We start from the raw sequence: 15,507 nt of genomic DNA, 5'->3' as shown, positions 1-15,507 counted from the left end.
AACGGAATCGTTTCCGGAACCCGAATGCAAGGCCGAACAGCGATGTCGTGCCTGCACGTGTCCTCGATCCAATGAAGGAAGGCCCCAGGACCATGAACAAGCGCAGGATGGCGACCGTCGTCGCCGCCGGCATCACCGTGACCGCGCTCGCCGGCGCACTGACCGCATGCGGCACCACCGAGGGTGGCACGGGCGACGCTGACGGCAAGGTCTACTACCTCAACTTCAAGCCGGAGCAGGCGGAGGACTGGGTGGCGCTCGCCGAGCAGTACACCGATGAGACCGGTGTCGAGGTCGAGGTGCAGACGGCAGCTGCCGGCACCTACGAGACGACGCTGAAGTCGGAGATGGCCAAGAGCAACGCCCCCACCCTGTTCCAGGTGAACGGCCCCGTGGGGCTCGCCAACTGGAAAGACTATGCGGCCGACCTGACTGAGACCGCCATCTACGAGCACCTCAACGACCAGTCGGTCGCGCTCACGGGTGACGACGACGCCGTGCTGGCGATCCCGTACGTGCAAGAGACCTACGGCCTGATCTACAACAAGAAGATCGTCAACGACTACATCGCCCTGCCGGGCGCGGCAGTGTCGTCGATCGAAGAGATCACGAACTTCGACACGCTCAAGGCCGTCGTCGAAGGCATCCAGGAGAACAAGGACGAGCTCGGCATCGACGGCGCGTTCACCTCTGCTGGGTTCGACCCGTCTTCGGACTGGCGCTTCAAGACGCACCTCGCGAACCTGCCCCTGTACTACCAGTTCCAGGCTAATGGCGTGACCGGGCAGCCCGAGACGATCACCGACGAGTACCTCGACGGCTACCAGCGCATCTTCGACCTGTACATCGACAACTCCACCACCGAGCGCACGCTGCTCTCAAGCAAGACCGGTGAAGACGCCAATGCCGAGTTCGCGCTCGGAAAGGCCGCGTTCTACCAGAACGGCACGTGGGCGTACAACGACATCAAGGGCCAGGCCGTCGCCGACGAAGATCTCGGCATGCTGCCGATCTACATCGGCGCCGAAGGTGAAGAGAACCAGGGTCTGACCACCGGTTCGGAGAACTACTGGGTCATCAACAACGAGGCTTCGGACGCGGACCAGCAGGCGACGCAGGAGTTCCTCGAGTGGGTCATCTCGTCGGACGAGGGCCGTGACAGCCTCGCCAACACCATGGGATTCGTGACGCCCTTCGACACGTTCGCCGACTACCTGCCTTCGAACCCGTTCATCCAGGCTGACGCGGAGTACACCGCGGCAGGCAAGACCGCGGTCACGTGGAACTTCACCGTCATGCCTTCGGAGGAGTGGAAGAACGGCGTCGGCCAGGCGCTGCTGCAGTACGCACAGGAGACCGGTGACTGGAGCGGCGTCGAGACCGCCTTCGTCGACGGCTGGGCCAGCGAGTACGCGCTGACGCACTGATCCAATCGGTGTGCCGTGGGGACGTGACGTCCCCACGGCACACCGCTGTCGAGGAGCATCCACATGAAGAAGTCACTCCGCCGCTGGGGCTGGCTGTTCACCGGTCCGACGGTGGCGGCCTTCATCATCGGATTCATCGTTCCCTTCGCGCTCGGCGTGTACCTGTCGTTCACGGAGTTCCGTACGGTCACGCGAAGCGAGTGGGTCGGCCTCGACAACTACGTCGCGCTGTTCTCCGATGCGACGTTCCTGCATTCGCTCTGGTACACCGCAGCGTTCGCGATCGTCACGACGATCATCATCAACGTCGCCGCGTTCGCGATCGCGTACCTGCTGGTCAAGACGTTCCGCGGGCGAAACCTGTTCCGCTCCGTGTTCTTCATGCCGAACCTGATCGGCGGCATCGTCCTCGGCTACATCTGGCTGCTGCTCCTGAACGGTGTGTTGGGGATGTGGGCGCGCTCGATCACCTATGACGCCTCATACGGGTTCTGGGGCATGGTCATCCTCATGTGCTGGCAGCAGATCGGCTACATGATGGTCATCTACATCGCCGGGCTGCAGTCGATCCCGTCCGAGTTGATCGAGGCTGCCGAGATGGACGGCGCTTCGCGCGCCCGCAGTCTGCGCAGCGTGATCATCCCGCTGGTCATGCCGTCGATCACGGTGTGCACGTTCTTGACCATCACCAATGGCTTCAAGATGTTCGATCAGAACCTTGCGCTCACGAACGGTGCGCCGGCTCGTGAGTCCGAGTTGCTTGCGCTGAACATCTTCAACACGTTCTACGGTCGCGCCGGCTTCGAGGGTGTCGGGCAGGCGAAGGCCGTGATCTTCTTGATCATCGTCGCGATCATCGCGCTCGTGCAGAACCGCTACGCGCGCTCGAAGGAGTCGATCTCGTGAACGACAACCCGCGTCGCCCCTGGCTGTGGACGACCGTCTTCACGGTCATCGCGCTCGCCTACCTGTATCCGATCGTTCTCGTTGTCATCAACTCCTTCAAGAACAAGGTCTACATCGCGTCGGAGCCGTTCGCGTTCCCGACGGCGGAGTCGTTCGTGGGGTGGGAGAACTACGTCCGCGGTATCGAGCTGACCGACTTCATCGCGTCGTTCATGTGGTCGCTCGTGATCACGGTGGGAGCTGCCGCGCTCATCCTCGCCGGAACGTCGATGACGGCGTGGTGGATCGTTCGAGCCGACAACCGCTACGCGAAGACGCTCTACACGACGTTCCTGTTCAACCTCGTCGTGCCGTTCCAGATGGTGATGTTCACCCTGTCGTGGCTCGCCGATTACCTCGGTCTCAGCAACCCCTTCGGACTGTGGATCATCTACCTCGGGTTCGGGGCGGGGCTGGCCGTGTTCATCTTCACGGGCTTCGTGAAGGGCATTCCGTACGAGATCGAAGAAGCGGCGACAATCGATGGATGCGGCCCGGTCCGCACCTTCTTCCTCGTTGTGCTGCCGATCATGAAGCCGGCGGTGATCACGGTCGCGATCCTCGAGGTCATGTGGCTGTGGAACGACTACCTGCTGCCGTATCTCACCCTTGATCTGAAGGATTTCAAGACCATTCCCATCGCGGTCCAGTACCTCAAGGGCGGCTACGGGTCGGTCGACATGGGAGCTATGATGGGCGTGCTCGTGCTCGCCATGGTTCCGGTCATCGCTTTCTACCTGGTGAGCCAGAAGCACATCATCAAGGGCGTCGTTGCCGGCGCGGTCAAGGGATAGCTTCGCGTTCGGCGGCAGTATCCCCATCCGCGGGCAAGGAGGCTCGTTCGGTGTCCGAGATCACCATCAAGGAACTCGCTCGCATCTGCGGGGTGGCCGTGTCGACGGTCTCTCGCGCGATGAACGACCGCTCCGATGTGAACCCTGCGACGCGTGCGCGGATCGTTGCTGCGGCGCAGGCGCATGGGTATGTGCCGAACAGCATGGCTCGACGGTTGAAGATCGGTTCCAGCGACACGATCGCGGTGTTCATCCAGGGTGAGTTCGGTCAGATGCTCATGGAGATCTTCGAGCGTCTCGAAGTCGAGCTGGGCAAGCGCGGTTTCGACACCACGATCGCGCACATCTCCGAACAGCAGCACGATCATGCGTCGGCCGTCGAGCGGGTCGTGCGCGGTGGACGGTTTGCGGGTGTCGTGTTCCTGGGTCGCTACGGCAGCGCTGACCGCGAGGCCTCAGCGCAGCTCAGCCGAAGGCTGGCCGAGATCGATGTTCCGATGGTCTTCTGCACGACGTCTGACTATTCCGGTGTCGAGGTGCAGCGATCGTGGGTGTCTGTCGATGACGCGTCGGGGGCGCGCGACCTGACGGCGCATCTCATCGCGCGCGGTCATCGAAGGATCGGCTTCATCGGCGCGGGTCGTGAACGTGATCACGAACACGCATGGGCGTTGCGTCTTTCGGGCTATGGGGCTGCCCTTCGTGATGCCGAGATCGAGAGCGATGATTCGCTCATCGTCGAGTCGGTGATCGAGTCGCAGGTGTACACGATGCGCAATGGCTATGAGTCGTTGCGACGTTGGCTTCGTCGTGACCCTGATTCGGCACGGGGCGTGACCGCGTTCGTGGCGGCGTGTGACGCGGTGGCGATCGGTGCCGCACGGGCGCTCGACGAGGCGGGGTTGTCGGTGCCGGGCGATGTGTCGCTCGTCGGTTTCGATGGGCTGGATGTCGCAGAGTATTCGCGGCCGCGGCTGACAACGCTCGAGCAGCCGATTGAGGCGATCGCCCAGACCACGGCGCGACTCCTGGTCGAGACGATCAGATCGCCGCGCCGACACGTCGAGCAGGTGTGGATTCGTGGGCGGTTGATCGAGCGCGAGTCAGTTCGAACGATCGATGACGACGTTCAGGCGACGCTGTCCGCTTCGGTCGGCAGCAGCGGTGAGATCGCACGCTCCAAGAGCGGTGACGCCGCGAACACTACGAGCGCGTAGCCGAGGAGCAGCAGAAACGCGACCGCCTGCGGCAGATAGATCCAGGTGGCGACGATCACCGCGGCGACCACGACCTGAATGAGGGCGACGCCTGCGGTGTAGGGGAGGCGCCCGATGGCGATGATGGCTGCATTGCGCAGTGTGCCTGCGACGGAGTTCTCGAAGCGAGCCTGCAGCACCCACACGTACGGAAAGACGAGGGCGTAGACAATCGTGAGCAGAACCTTCAGCACGACGAGTTCTTCTGCGCGAACGAACAGCCAGGTTGAAAGGATCGCTGCGCCGACCAGCCCGACGATGAGCCAGAGGGCTGTCGCCTGCTTGAAGTTCGTGCGGAACGACGTCCAGAACAGGCGGGCGGCGCCGGAGTCGTCGTCTTGAAGGCGTCGAGCCGTGTCGTACGCGGCGGTGAGTCCCGCGCCGAAGGTCACGATCGGAATGGCCGAAAGCACGAGCAGGACGTTGACGACGATGATGTCGCCCAGCGTCTCGGCTGCCCGCCACAGTGGCGCAGCACGATCGAACAGGCGCGAGAACACGTCTCAAGGCTACGCGGCTCCGGCGCTGGTCAACGCCGGAGCCGCGGAACGAGGGTCGATCAGGCCTGCGCGCCGTCGCCGGCGGCGAACTCCTGGCCGATCTCGACGGCACGCGCCACCGACGCGTCGGCGACGGGCTCCTCCGCGGATGCCGAGGCAGTCGCGGCGCGACGCGACGCGCGGGTGGGTGCGGGCTCGTCCTGCAGGCCCTGCGCCATGCCGCGGCCGGTCGCCTGGCCCTGGATGATCTGGCGCAGGTCGATGCCGGTGGCGGCCTCGACGGCGTCGAAGGTGGCGCGCATGCCGGATGCCGACTCCGACGCGATGTGGGATGACGCACCCTCGCCGCCGAGCACCGTGATCGACCCGACCTTGTCGAAGCCGCGGGCGAACTCGGTCATCATCGGCACGAGCGCTTCGAGGGCGCGCTGGGCGAGGAGGGCCTGCTGGTTGCGCGAGAGCGCGTCGGCTTCGGCCTCGATCGCCGTCGCACGGGCTTCACCTTCGACGCGCACGGCGTCGGCGTCGGCCTGGGCGCGAAGGCGCGTGGCCTCTGCTTCCTGTGCCGCGATCTGTGCGCGCGCCTCGGCCGCCTTCACCTGGGCGTAGGCCTCGGCGTCGGCGGCGCGCTGGCGCTGGTACAGGTCGGCGTCGGCGACCTTCTTGATGTCGGCGTCGAGTCGGGCCTGCTTGTTCTCGGCCTGCTGCAGCAGCACCGCCTGCTCGCGCTCTGCGCGGGCCAGGGCTTCGGCCTGCTCGGCCTCGGCGCGGGCGCGGCCGACCTCGGCGGAGGCGGCTGCGGTGTTCTTGTCGTACGCGGTCTGCTCGATGAGGGTCGCCTCGTCGGTCGCGATCTGGCGGGCCTTGACCTCGCGGGCCGCGTTGATGCGGGCGACGTCGGCCTCACGGCGCACACGCTCGACCTCGCTGGCGCCCAGCGCGTCGATGTAGCCGTTCTTGTCGGTCACACCCTGGATCTGGAACGAGTCGAGGATGAGGCCCTGCGAGAGCAGGTCGCTCTTGATGCCTTCGGCGATCTGGTCCGACAGCTTCTGCCGGTCGTTCATGAGCTGCTCGACCGTCAGGGTCGCGACGACACCACGCAGGGCGCCTTCGAGCTGTTCGGTGGTGAACTGCTCGATCGCGCCGTCCTGCGAGAGGAATCGCTCCGCGGCGCGGCGCACGAGCTCGGGCTCGGAGCCGATCTTCACGAGGGCGACACCGCTGACGTTGACCGTGACACCGGTCGAGGACTGCGCGGTCGGCTCCATCTTGATCTGACGTGCGCGCAGCGAGATCATCTCGGCGCGCTGCGTGAGCGGGTTGACGAGTGCGCCGCCGCCGGTGATGACCGAGATGCGAGACGATTCGCCGCTCGCGTTCTTCTGGCTCTTACCGACGATCACGAGTGCCTGGTCGGCCTTGGCGACCTTGTACCAGGCGCGCACGACGATGAGCGCGATGACGAGAACGATGACCAGCGCCACGACGCCGACGCCGATGAGCACGAACAATCCGCCGGCAGTGAGGATATCCACTCCGAACCTGCTTTCCCCTGAGTTGTGGATGACCCTTCGACCGTATCGTGCGGTGACACCGGCCGATGCGCGTCCGAGTTCGAAGCGCACCCTGCAGGCGGTCGCTCAATCCGGCGCCCGACAGCGGCACGACTAGACTGGACGGATGCCGGGGTCTCCGGCATCCGCGCCATCGCGCACCGCACGAAAACGACCATTTGGAGCCACCTGTGGCCGAGCAGTCTCGCCTCGACAAAGTCATCGCCCTCGCCCGTCACCGCGGGTTCGTGTTCCAGGCCGGTGAGATCTACGGCGGATCGCGGTCGGCGTGGGACTACGGCCCCCTCGGCACTGAGCTGAAGGAGAACATCCGCCGCCAGTGGTGGCAGACGTTCGTCCGCGGACGCGGCGACATGGTGGGGCTGGACTCGTCGGTGATCCTGCCCAAGCGCGTGTGGGAGGCGTCGGGCCACGTCGCGACGTTCAGCGACCCGCTCGTGGAGTGCCTGCAGTGTCACAAGCGGTTCCGCGAAGACACGCTCATCGAGGACTTCGAGGCGCGCAAGGGCCGAAAGGCCGAGAACGGTCTCGGCGACGTGCCGTGCCCGAACTGCGGCACGAAGGGCCAGTACACCGAGCCGAAGGCGTTCTCGGGCCTCGTGAAGACCTACCTCGGCGTCGTCGACGACGAGTCGGGCCTGCACTTCCTGCGCCCCGAGACCGCGCAGGGCATCTTCGTGAACTTCTCGAACGTGCTCACCGCGAGCCGCAAGAAGCCGCCGTTCGGCATCGGGCAGGTCGGCAAGGCGTTCCGCAACGAGATCACCCCAGGCAACTTCATCTTCCGCACGCGCGAGTTCGAGCAGATGGAGATCGAGTTCTTCACGCCGCCGGCAGAGGCCGGCGAGTGGTTCGAGCACTGGGTGCAGGCGTGCTGGGACTGGTTCATCGAGCTCGGCATCGACCCCGAGAACATGCGCCAGTTCGACGTGCCCGAAGACGAGCGTGCGCACTACTCAGCGGGCACGATCGACGTTGAGTACCGCTTCGGCTTCCCTGGCAAGGAGTGGGGCGAGCTCATGGGCATCGCCAACCGCACAGACTTCGACCTGTCGAGCCACATCGAGGCCTCGGGCCAGAAGCTCACGTACTTCGACCAGGCATCCGGCGAGACGTACGTGCCGTACGTCATCGAGCCCTCGTTCGGCCTCACCCGGTCCATGATGGCGTTCCTCGTGGATGCCTATCGAGAGGAAGAGGTGCCCAACGCCAAGGGCGGCACCGACACCCGCACCGTGCTGAGTCTCGACCCACGCCTGGCGCCGGTGAAGGTCGCGGTGCTGCCGCTGTCGCGCAACGAGCGCCTGTCGCCGCTTGCGCGTGAGACCGCCGACCGCCTGCGCGGCCGCGGCTGGAACGTCGACTTCGACGACGCCGGCGCGATCGGCCGCCGTTACCGCCGTCAGGACGAGATCGGTACGCCGTTCTGCGTCACGGTCGACTTCGACTCGCTCGACGACAACGCCGTCACCATCCGCGACCGCGACGCGATGGCCCAGGAGCGCGTCGGCCTCGACGCGCTCGAGACCTACCTCGCCGAGCGCCTGCGCGGCGCCTGAGCGTCGCGCGACCGGCGCGACCGTCTCGAGCGGGCGCCGGTCGCGTTCAACATTCAGGCTCCGCGGCATCCGTTCGGGGACCGTCCCGCGGGATTCCGGGCGGGCGCGGCGCGCCGCGCAGCGCGCAGACTGAATATTGAACGGCGCCGTCCGCGACGGGAGTCCTGGACGGCGCCGTCAGTCGGTGACGGTGATCTTCGCGTAGTCGTTGCCGCCGCCGAGCGTGAAGTCGTACGCCTTCTGCACGATCGTGCGCAGCACGTCGTGGTCGACGAGTTCGACGTCTTTGATGTAGACGCAGCCGACGCTCGCGGTGTGCGGGCCGAGCCGGGCGAGTTCGGCCGGGTGCTCGCCGGTGCCGTCGAGCACGTAGAGGGTGGATGCCGCCTTCCTCGGCGCGAACGCGATGAGCGGCATGTCGCCCTCATTGCCCGTCGGGTAGCGGTAGTGGCAGCTGCCGAAGCCGATGATCGTGCCCCACAGTTCGGGCTCGCGACCGCTCACGTCTCGCATGAGTGCGATGAGCGTCTCGGCATCCCGCCTGCGCTTCGCTGGGGTCACTCCGGCGACGAATGCGGCGACGCTGCCTCCGGTGGGTTCCATGGTTCAGCCCTTCGCAGCTTTTGCAGCGGCTTTCGCGGCCTTCTTGTACTCCCGCACCTTCGTCAGCGACTCGGGCGAGACGATGTCGGCCACCGAACGGAACGAGCCTTCGTCGCCGTACAAGCCGGCGGCCTCGCGCCAGCCCGCGCCGGTGTACCCGTACTGTTTGCCGAGCAGCGCGAGGAAAATCTTCGCCTTCTGCTCGCCGAAGCCGGGCAGCGCCTTCAATCGCTTCAGCACGGTGGCGCCGTCGGGGTCGCCCTGCGTCCAGATGGCGGATGCGTCGCCGCCCCAGTCGTCTGCGATCGCGGTGCACAGCGCCTGCGTGCGCGCGGCCATCGATCCGGGAAAGCGGTGGACGGCGGGCGTCTGCGAGAACGCGGCCGCGAACTGCTCCGGGTCGTACCCGCCGATCGCGGCCGCATCGAGCGTGCCGATGCGGTCGGCGATCTTCAAGGGACCTGCGAACGCGGTCTCCATCGCCACCTGCTGGTCGAGCAGCATACCGATCAGCAGCGCCAGCGGGTCGTCGGTGAGCAGCTGGTCGGCGGCCGGGTCGTCGGTGATGCGCAGCGTCATAGCACCAGTGTTCCACTTCGCCCCCGTGTATAACGTCGCACATCCGCGCCGGATCGGGCCGCGCACGCCGATTCCGCGCCGCAGTGGCGCGGATCGGCGACGTTGTGCACGGGTCATCGACAGGTGCCGGGTGAAAGGATGAAGGCATGTCCGACGCGCCCGACCTCGTCCGCCACGCCCGAGAGACCCGCATCGCGGTGATCGGCGGCGGCATCGCGGGGCTCGTCGCCGCGTACGAATGCGCGAAGGTCGGCGTCTCGGTGACGCTGTTCGAGGCGTCCGACCGGCTCGGCGGCACGATCGACGCTGCTGAGTTCGACGGCATCCGCGTCGACGCCGGCGCCGACCGTTGGGCGGCATCGTCCGAAGTGATGCGCGAACTCGTCGACCACCTCAGCCTCGCGGGCGAGGTCGTTGCACCATTGCCGGGTGGGCGGTGGATCGCGGGCCTGCCCTCGACGCCGAATGCCGCGCCGCTGCCGAGTGACAGCGTGCTCGGCATCCCCGCGAACCCGTGGGGCGACGACGCCCGACGCTTCATCGGCTGGTCGGGTGCATGGCGCGCCTACCTCGACCGGCTGCGTCCGCCGCTCACGATCGGGCACGCGCAGGCGCTCGGCGAGTTGGTGCGCGGTCGCATGGGAGCGAAGATCGTCGACCGCATGGTCGCGCCCCTGTCGCTGGGCGTGTTCGGCGTGCACCCCGACGACATCGACGTGCAGGACGCGGCGCCGGGCCTGAGCTCAGCCCTCACCCGCACCGGATCCCTCGCCGGCGCCGTCGGCGAGCTCGGGTCGCAGACACCCGACCCGGCCGTGCTGTCGCTGCGCGGCGGGCTCGTGACACTCGTCGACGCGCTCGCCGCGGCCCTCGACGACCTCGCCGCCGACGTCCGGCTCGGCGCGCCCGTCACGGCGCTGCACGCCGACGGCGACCGGTGGCGACTCGAGGTCGGTGGCGAGACGGCCGAGACGGCCGAGGCGGATGCCGTGATCGTCGCCGCCGACGGACCGTCGGCCCGGTCGCTGCTGCACGGCATCGTCACCCTGCCCGCATCGCACCATGGCGATGAGCTCGACGTCACGACGCTGCTCGTCGACGCACCCGCTCTCGACGATGCGCCGCGCGGCCACGAGGTGCACGCGTTCGACGGCTCGGCATCGGTCGTGCACGCCACGGCGGTGTGGGAGTGGCTCGCCGGCGCGCTGCCCGCGGGACACCACGTGCTGCGCGTCACCCTGCCCGCTCAGCGCGCCGGCGGCGACCGGACCGAGCGGGCTCGGGCCGCGGCGGCGGCGCTGCTCGGTGTCGAAGAACTGCGCGTCGTCAGCGCCGCCTCCGCACGCCGATACCGCGCCGCGCCTGCGGCAGTCCGCGGCCACGCGCAGACCGTCGATACGGTCCGGGCGGCCCTCGAACCCCACCCGACCCTCGCGGTCGTCGGCGCCTGGATCGCCGGCAGCGGGCTCGCGCGCACTGTTGCCGCCGGCATCCGCACGGCCGACTCGGTACGCAGCCGCGCGCTGTGGAGCGACTCGGGAGCGGTGTGACCCCTCGATGTCAACCCCGGATGCCGGAATCGGAATATGCGGCTACCCTGGACGGACAGCGACACCGACAACGAGCGTGAGGAGACCCCATGAAGGGGAAGATTGGCATCGTCGTCGGACTCGCCGCGGGCTATGTGCTCGGCGCGCGGGCCGGCCGTGAGCGCTACGAGCAGATCAAGACCGGCTTCTTGAAGGTCTGGAACACCGACCCCGTGCAGCACCAGGTCGACAAGGTCAAGGACCTCGGCAAGTCGGCCGCGCTCGCGCTGCCGAGCGCTGTCTGGGACGGCGCCGTCAAGGTCACCAAGGCGGCAGCGAAGAAGGGCGCGACGCCCGGGCAGAAGCTCGACGCGGCGATCAAGGCCGGCAAAGAATCGGCCGACGACGTCGCCGAGGCTGCCGACAAGACCGCCGACGGCGTGAAGAAGGCCGTCGACGACGCGAAGAAGAAGTGACATGAGCACGCCTCGCGGCTTCCGCGATCGCAACGACGACAGCCTGTTCACGCTGCTCGGCGAAGTGCCCGAGCTGGTGCGCAACCTCGTCGTCGCAGAGATCGACTCGGCCAAGAAGTGGGCCAAGAGCGCCGGCAAGGACGTCGGCATGGGCGGCGTCTGGTTCATCGTCGCGCTGTTCTTCTTGTTCTGGTTCATCCCGGCCGCCGGTGCGTTCACCATCATCGGGCTGTCGTCGTGGATGCCGGCCTGGCTCGCCTCGCTCATCGTCGCGGGCATCGGGCTGCTGCTCGCGGTGATCTTCGCGCTGCTGGGCGTCGCCCGCATCCGACACCTCTCCCGTTCCGAGAACCCGGCGAAGGCGCTCAGCACCGACGCCGCCATCGTGAAGGACGTCGCCGATGAGTTCTGAGCTTCCCGTTCCCCGCACCGCCGTGCCCGTCGGCATCACCGACCCGGTCGAGAAGGCCCGCGCCGAATTGAAGGCGGCGCTGTTCGCGATCGAAGAGAAGGCGAACGTGCCCAAGCGGGTCGCGGTCGCTGCCGATCAGGGCATCACGAGTGCGCGGCGCTTCAGCCGCGAGAGCCCCGCGATCGCAGCGGCTGCCGTCGTGGGCGTTGCCGTCGCGGTGGGCGCAGCCGTCTGGGGCATCGTCCGGCTCTACACGCGCTGATCCGCTGCCCCCGCCGCCGCCGGCACCGCCGCCCGGGGGTATGCTCGTCTGCAAGCAGCGGCAAAGACGCAGACGCTGCCGATGACGTTTCTCGCACCTCGTCGCCCCGGTGACGAGTGGGGAGGGCGTGCATCGGTTGCTCGAACGCCGGGCGACCGATGATGCAGCATCACGAGAGTCGACCCATGAACACAAAGCCCCTCGCTTCGGACCAGAAGGCCAAGCCCCTCAAAGGCTGGCGCGTCCTGGTGCCCCGCGGCGGCCCCTGGGGTGACGGTGTGGCGGCGACCCTGCGTGCGCAGGGAGCGACGCCCGTCATCGCACCGCTCATCAACTTCGCACCGTCTCGTGATCAGGCGACGCTCGAGCAGTCGCTCGCCGACCTCGCCGCAGGCGCCTTCGACTGGCTGACCGTCACCAGCGCGACCACTGTCGACGTGCTCTACGCCTACCGGGCCGTGATCCCCGCATCCACGCAGATCGCCGCCGTCGGTGAGACCACGGCCGCCGCGCTCACCGCCGTCGGATACCGCGTCGATCTGGTGCCCGAAGACGACAACTCCGCCGCGGGCATGGCTGCGCAGCTCATCGCGCTCGAGTCCGAGCCCCGCCGCATCCTCACGCTGCGCAGCGAGATCGCCAAGCCCGTGCTCACCCGAAAACTCAGCGAGGCCGGGCACGATGTGCGCAGCGTCGTCGCCTACCGCACCGTCGGCGTGCCCGCGACCGAGCGCATCGCCGAAGACGTCCGCTCAGGTCGCATCAACGCGATCCTCGTCACGAGCGGCTCGGTCGCCGAACAGGTCCACGCGCAGTTCCCCGAGATTCCCACCGAGACCGTCATCGCGGCGATCGGCCCGCGTACCGCGAAAGACGCCCGCAAGGCGGGCCTGGGCATCAAGGTCATTGCCCGTGAACAGACCGTCGACGGGCTCATCGAAGCGGTCTCGCGCTTCGCGTTGCCCCACGCGAGCGACGAATTCGCGATCTGACACCGGATCGTTGCCGCACGGTGACCGTCTCGTGAGGCCGACGCTGGCAGACTGAGGGCCATGGTCACCTTGCTGCTCGACTCGACCCGACTCGAAGTGCGGCTCTCGGTGACCGAGCGCGCCCTGTCGCTGCACCGAGGCGACGTGCACGTCGAACGCTCCGGCATCCGAAAGGTGCAGCTCGTCGACGATGCGTGGACGTGGCTGCGCGGCGTCGCGAGCCCCGGCACGCACCTGCGGGGCGTGCTCGCGATGGGCACGTGGAAGTCGGCCGCCGGGTCGGACTTCGTGATCGTCCGACGCGGCCGCCCAGCTGTCGTCATCGACATGGCCGAGGATGCGGAGTTCTCGCGTCTCGTGCTGTCGACCCGCCACGGCCTCGCACTCGTGCAAGCCCTGCGGGTCGATGCCGCAGGGGAGCCGACCGATGTGGTCTCGCTCGCGACGGGGGCTGTTCCGGTGCACCGCCCGTCGCCGGCACCGGCACCGGCACCGCGACCCGCGACGGCGTGACCGGGCCTGCCGCGTGACCGGCGTCAGTTGACGTCGCGCCGCCAGCTCACCAGGTGGCCGAGTACGACGAGCACGACGCCGTAGCCGAGCAGCACGAGGCCGCCGATCCACCACTCGAGGGCCGCGACGTCTGTGGTCGCACCGGTGAGGCCGGTGAAGATGCTCGCGCCGACGAGCGCGTCGGAGGCGGCGCCCGGCAGATACTGGGTCGCCTCGGACACGCCGTCGACGAACCCACCGATCATCCGCAGGATCGGTTCCAAGAACTGTGTGAAGGCGATCACGCCCACGACCGCGGCGACCTGGTTGCGCACGAGGGTTCCGATGCCGAAGCCGACGATCACCCAGATGATCATGGCCAGCAGCATCCGCCCGATCATCGCCCACGTCTCGGTTTCGCCCAGCAGCGGGTCGACGCCGAATGCGGCCAGGAGCGCCGCGCCGGGTCCGACGGTGATGACGACGGAGATCACGCCGTACAGCGCCCCCATGACGACACCGGCGAGCAGCTTGCCGCCGAGCGCGATGCCGCGCCGCGGCACGGCGAGGAACGTCGGGGTGAGCGTGAGGTGACGGAACTCGCCCGTCACCAGCAGCGTGCCGATCAGCAGGGGGAAGACATAGCCGATCGCGGTCGCGAGGCTGTAGACCATCGCCGGCAGCATGTCGGCGGGCAGCGGCGGCATGCCGCCGCCGGCCTGGTCCAGCGACCCGTCGACGTTCAACGCGAACACGGCGGCAAGACCCGCCGCGGTCGGCCCGATGTACACGACGAGCACGACCGCGAGAATCCACCACATCGACGTCGTGAACTGCTTCGTCAGCTCAGACCGGGTCGCACGTGCGAGGCTCATGCTCGTCCCCCTTCGTCGTTGTCGTCGAAGTCGGGCGGGATCACGAAGATAGCCTCGGTGATGGCCGGCTCATAGGGCTCGTCGTGCGCGGCACCCGGCGCGGCGGTCCGGGCCGTGGGCGCCGCGGGCTCGAGTTCGGCGGGCGCTGCGGTGCCGGCATCCGCCGTTGCGGCAGGTTCGGATGCCGGGGTCGCCGCGGGCTCGGTGGCGGCGTCGTCGGTGCGCAGCGCGGGTGCGGCCTCCTGATCTCCGCCATCGGCCTCGGCACCGGCATCGGCGTGCACCGACGCGTGCACACGGACGCCGTTGACGAGGTCGAGGAACACCTCCTCCAGCGCCGGACCGCGACGCTGCAGCGTCGACAGCGCGACCCCGGCGGCCGCCGCGACCGCACCGACCGTGGCGGTGTCGGCGCCGTGCACCGTGAGCCCTGAGCGCATCGCATCGTGCGACAGGTCGGCGTCGGTCAGCGCCGTGATCAGGGCCGCGCGGTCGGGCGCGTCGACGACGGTCGCGAATTCGTCGGCATCCGTCAGTTCGTGCAGCGCACCCTGAAAGACGAGGCGGCCACGACTGATGATCAGCAGGGCGTCGACCGACTGCTGGATTTCGGCGAGGATGTGCGACGAGACGAGCACGGTGCGGCCCTCCGACGCCAGCTGCCGCAGGAACCCCCGCATCCATTTGATGCCTTCGGGGTCGAGCCCGTTCGACGGTTCGTCGAGCACGAGCACGCCGGGGTCGCCCAGCAGCGTGTAGGCGAGGCCGAGGCGTTGGCGCATGCCGAGCGAGAAGCCGCCCACCTTGCGCCCGGCGGCATCGGCGAGCCCGACCTGTCCGAGCACCTCGTCGACCCGCGAGCGTGCGATGCCGGCGGCCTGCGCGTACACCGTGAGGTGGTTCGCCGCGGTGCGTCCGGGGTGAAAGCTCGAGGCTTCGAGGGCTGCCCCGACCGACTGCAGCGGAAACCGCAGGTCGGCGTAGCGCTGTCCGCCGATCGTGGCGCTGCCCGATGTTGCGCGCACGAGCCCGAGCAGAATGCGCAGGCTCGTCGTCTTGCCGGCGCCGTTCGGACCGAGGAAGCCGGTCACCACGCCCGGCTGCACCTCGGCGGTGAGCCCGTCGACGGCCGTGATGGCGCCGAATCGCTTGGTGACGTCGGTGAAGCGAAGGACGTGTCCCTCGGGCATTGCGCGGCCTCTCGTCGTCGGGCGGTCCTCACCATCCTG

17 protein-coding genes are annotated in these 15,507 nt (G+C 67.9%); 11 read left to right on the top strand and 6 right to left on the bottom strand.

The annotated features are described in order from the left end of the window. The first annotated feature begins 92 nt into the window (after positions 1 to 92). The 4 genes from ACSF8R_RS06595 (at position 93) to ACSF8R_RS06580 (ending at position 4,383) form a co-directional block, all read left to right on the top strand. Complete coding sequence (locus ACSF8R_RS06595; RefSeq protein ID WP_434811068.1) at positions 93 to 1,427, top strand: ABC transporter substrate-binding protein; 1,335 nt, start codon at positions 93 to 95, stop codon at positions 1,425 to 1,427. A 63-nt stretch (positions 1,428 to 1,490) separates the two neighbouring features. After that, on the top strand, positions 1,491 to 2,333 hold the full coding sequence (locus ACSF8R_RS06590) for a carbohydrate ABC transporter permease (protein WP_434811067.1): 843 nt from the start codon (positions 1,491 to 1,493) through the stop codon (positions 2,331 to 2,333). Next, entirely contained in the window at positions 2,330 to 3,166 is an 837-nt protein-coding gene (locus tag ACSF8R_RS06585) for a carbohydrate ABC transporter permease (protein ID WP_434811066.1), read from the top strand. Before ACSF8R_RS06590 ends, ACSF8R_RS06585 begins: the two co-directional genes overlap by 4 nt. 50 nt (positions 3,167 to 3,216) lie before the next feature. Further along, a complete protein-coding gene (locus tag ACSF8R_RS06580) occupies positions 3,217 to 4,383 on the top strand; it encodes a LacI family DNA-binding transcriptional regulator (RefSeq protein ID WP_434811065.1) in 1,167 nt (388 codons plus the stop codon). Here the strand turns inward: ACSF8R_RS06580 and ACSF8R_RS06575 are convergent. Together ACSF8R_RS06575 and ACSF8R_RS06570 are read right to left on the bottom strand one after the other, a co-directional pair. Next, positions 4,296 to 4,922, bottom strand: a complete 627-nt coding sequence (locus ACSF8R_RS06575) for a YesL family protein (RefSeq protein ID WP_434811064.1) — start codon at positions 4,920 to 4,922, stop codon at positions 4,296 to 4,298. The two genes, ACSF8R_RS06580 and ACSF8R_RS06575, sit on opposite strands and share 88 nt — an antisense overlap. Before the next feature lie 59 nt (positions 4,923 to 4,981). After that, the gene (locus tag ACSF8R_RS06570) at positions 4,982 to 6,460 is read right to left on the bottom strand and encodes an SPFH domain-containing protein (RefSeq protein ID WP_434811063.1); all 1,479 of its coding nucleotides are present in this window, start codon (positions 6,458 to 6,460) and stop codon (positions 4,982 to 4,984) included. 209 nt (positions 6,461 to 6,669) lie between these two features. Here ACSF8R_RS06570 and ACSF8R_RS06565 point away from each other — a divergent pair, with 209 nt between their 5' ends. Then, positions 6,670 to 8,058 (top strand): glycine--tRNA ligase, encoded by a 1,389-nt coding sequence (locus ACSF8R_RS06565; protein WP_434811062.1) that lies wholly within the window; start codon positions 6,670 to 6,672, stop codon positions 8,056 to 8,058. Between the two features lie 177 nt (positions 8,059 to 8,235). Here the strand turns inward: ACSF8R_RS06565 and ACSF8R_RS06560 are convergent, their stop codons facing one another. Together ACSF8R_RS06560 and ACSF8R_RS06555 are read right to left on the bottom strand one after the other, a co-directional pair. After that, on the bottom strand, positions 8,236 to 8,661 hold the full coding sequence (locus ACSF8R_RS06560) for a DUF1801 domain-containing protein (RefSeq protein WP_434811061.1): 426 nt from the start codon (positions 8,659 to 8,661) through the stop codon (positions 8,236 to 8,238). 3 nt (positions 8,662 to 8,664) lie between these two features. After that, a complete protein-coding gene (locus tag ACSF8R_RS06555) occupies positions 8,665 to 9,240 on the bottom strand; it encodes an HhH-GPD-type base excision DNA repair protein (protein ID WP_434811060.1) in 576 nt (191 codons plus the stop codon). A 146-nt stretch (positions 9,241 to 9,386) separates the two neighbouring features. Between ACSF8R_RS06555 and ACSF8R_RS06550 the strand changes: the two genes are divergently transcribed. The 6 genes from ACSF8R_RS06550 to ACSF8R_RS06525 all read left to right on the top strand — a co-directional run bounded on the left by ACSF8R_RS06550 (position 9,387) and on the right by ACSF8R_RS06525 (position 13,424). Continuing rightward, on the top strand, positions 9,387 to 10,790 hold the full coding sequence (locus tag ACSF8R_RS06550; protein ID WP_434811059.1) for a protoporphyrinogen/coproporphyrinogen oxidase: 1,404 nt from the start codon (positions 9,387 to 9,389) through the stop codon (positions 10,788 to 10,790). Between the two features lie 89 nt (positions 10,791 to 10,879). Next, on the top strand, positions 10,880 to 11,245 hold the full coding sequence (locus ACSF8R_RS06545; RefSeq protein WP_434811058.1) for a hypothetical protein: 366 nt from the start codon (positions 10,880 to 10,882) through the stop codon (positions 11,243 to 11,245). Position 11,246: 1 nt separating this feature from the next. After that, entirely contained in the window at positions 11,247 to 11,657 is a 411-nt protein-coding gene (locus ACSF8R_RS06540) for a phage holin family protein (RefSeq protein ID WP_434811057.1), read from the top strand. After that, the gene (locus tag ACSF8R_RS06535; RefSeq protein ID WP_434811056.1) at positions 11,647 to 11,919 is read left to right on the top strand and encodes a hypothetical protein; all 273 of its coding nucleotides are present in this window, start codon (positions 11,647 to 11,649) and stop codon (positions 11,917 to 11,919) included. Before ACSF8R_RS06540 ends, ACSF8R_RS06535 begins: the two co-directional genes overlap by 11 nt. Before the next feature lie 185 nt (positions 11,920 to 12,104). Beyond that, positions 12,105 to 12,911 (top strand): uroporphyrinogen-III synthase, encoded by an 807-nt coding sequence (locus tag ACSF8R_RS06530; RefSeq protein WP_434811055.1) that lies wholly within the window; start codon positions 12,105 to 12,107, stop codon positions 12,909 to 12,911. A 60-nt stretch (positions 12,912 to 12,971) separates the two neighbouring features. Next, positions 12,972 to 13,424, top strand: a complete 453-nt coding sequence (locus ACSF8R_RS06525) for a hypothetical protein (protein ID WP_434811054.1) — start codon at positions 12,972 to 12,974, stop codon at positions 13,422 to 13,424. Positions 13,425 to 13,447: 23 nt separating this feature from the next. On the opposite strand, the gene ACSF8R_RS06520 is transcribed toward ACSF8R_RS06525, so the two are convergent. Both ACSF8R_RS06520 and ACSF8R_RS06515 read right to left on the bottom strand, forming a co-directional pair. Next, entirely contained in the window at positions 13,448 to 14,278 is an 831-nt protein-coding gene (locus ACSF8R_RS06520; protein WP_434811053.1) for an ABC transporter permease, read from the bottom strand. Beyond that, a complete protein-coding gene (locus ACSF8R_RS06515; protein ID WP_434811052.1) occupies positions 14,275 to 15,468 on the bottom strand; it encodes an ATP-binding cassette domain-containing protein in 1,194 nt (397 codons plus the stop codon). Before ACSF8R_RS06515 ends, ACSF8R_RS06520 begins: the two co-directional genes overlap by 4 nt. Positions 15,469 to 15,507 lie beyond the last annotated feature (39 nt).

The organism is Microbacterium sp. bgisy189, assembly GCF_965345345.1.
GTDB lineage: Bacteria > Actinomycetota > Actinomycetes > Actinomycetales > Microbacteriaceae > Microbacterium.
The sequence above is the reverse complement of the archived record's forward strand: the minus strand, read 5'-3'. Positions and strand labels throughout refer to the sequence as shown.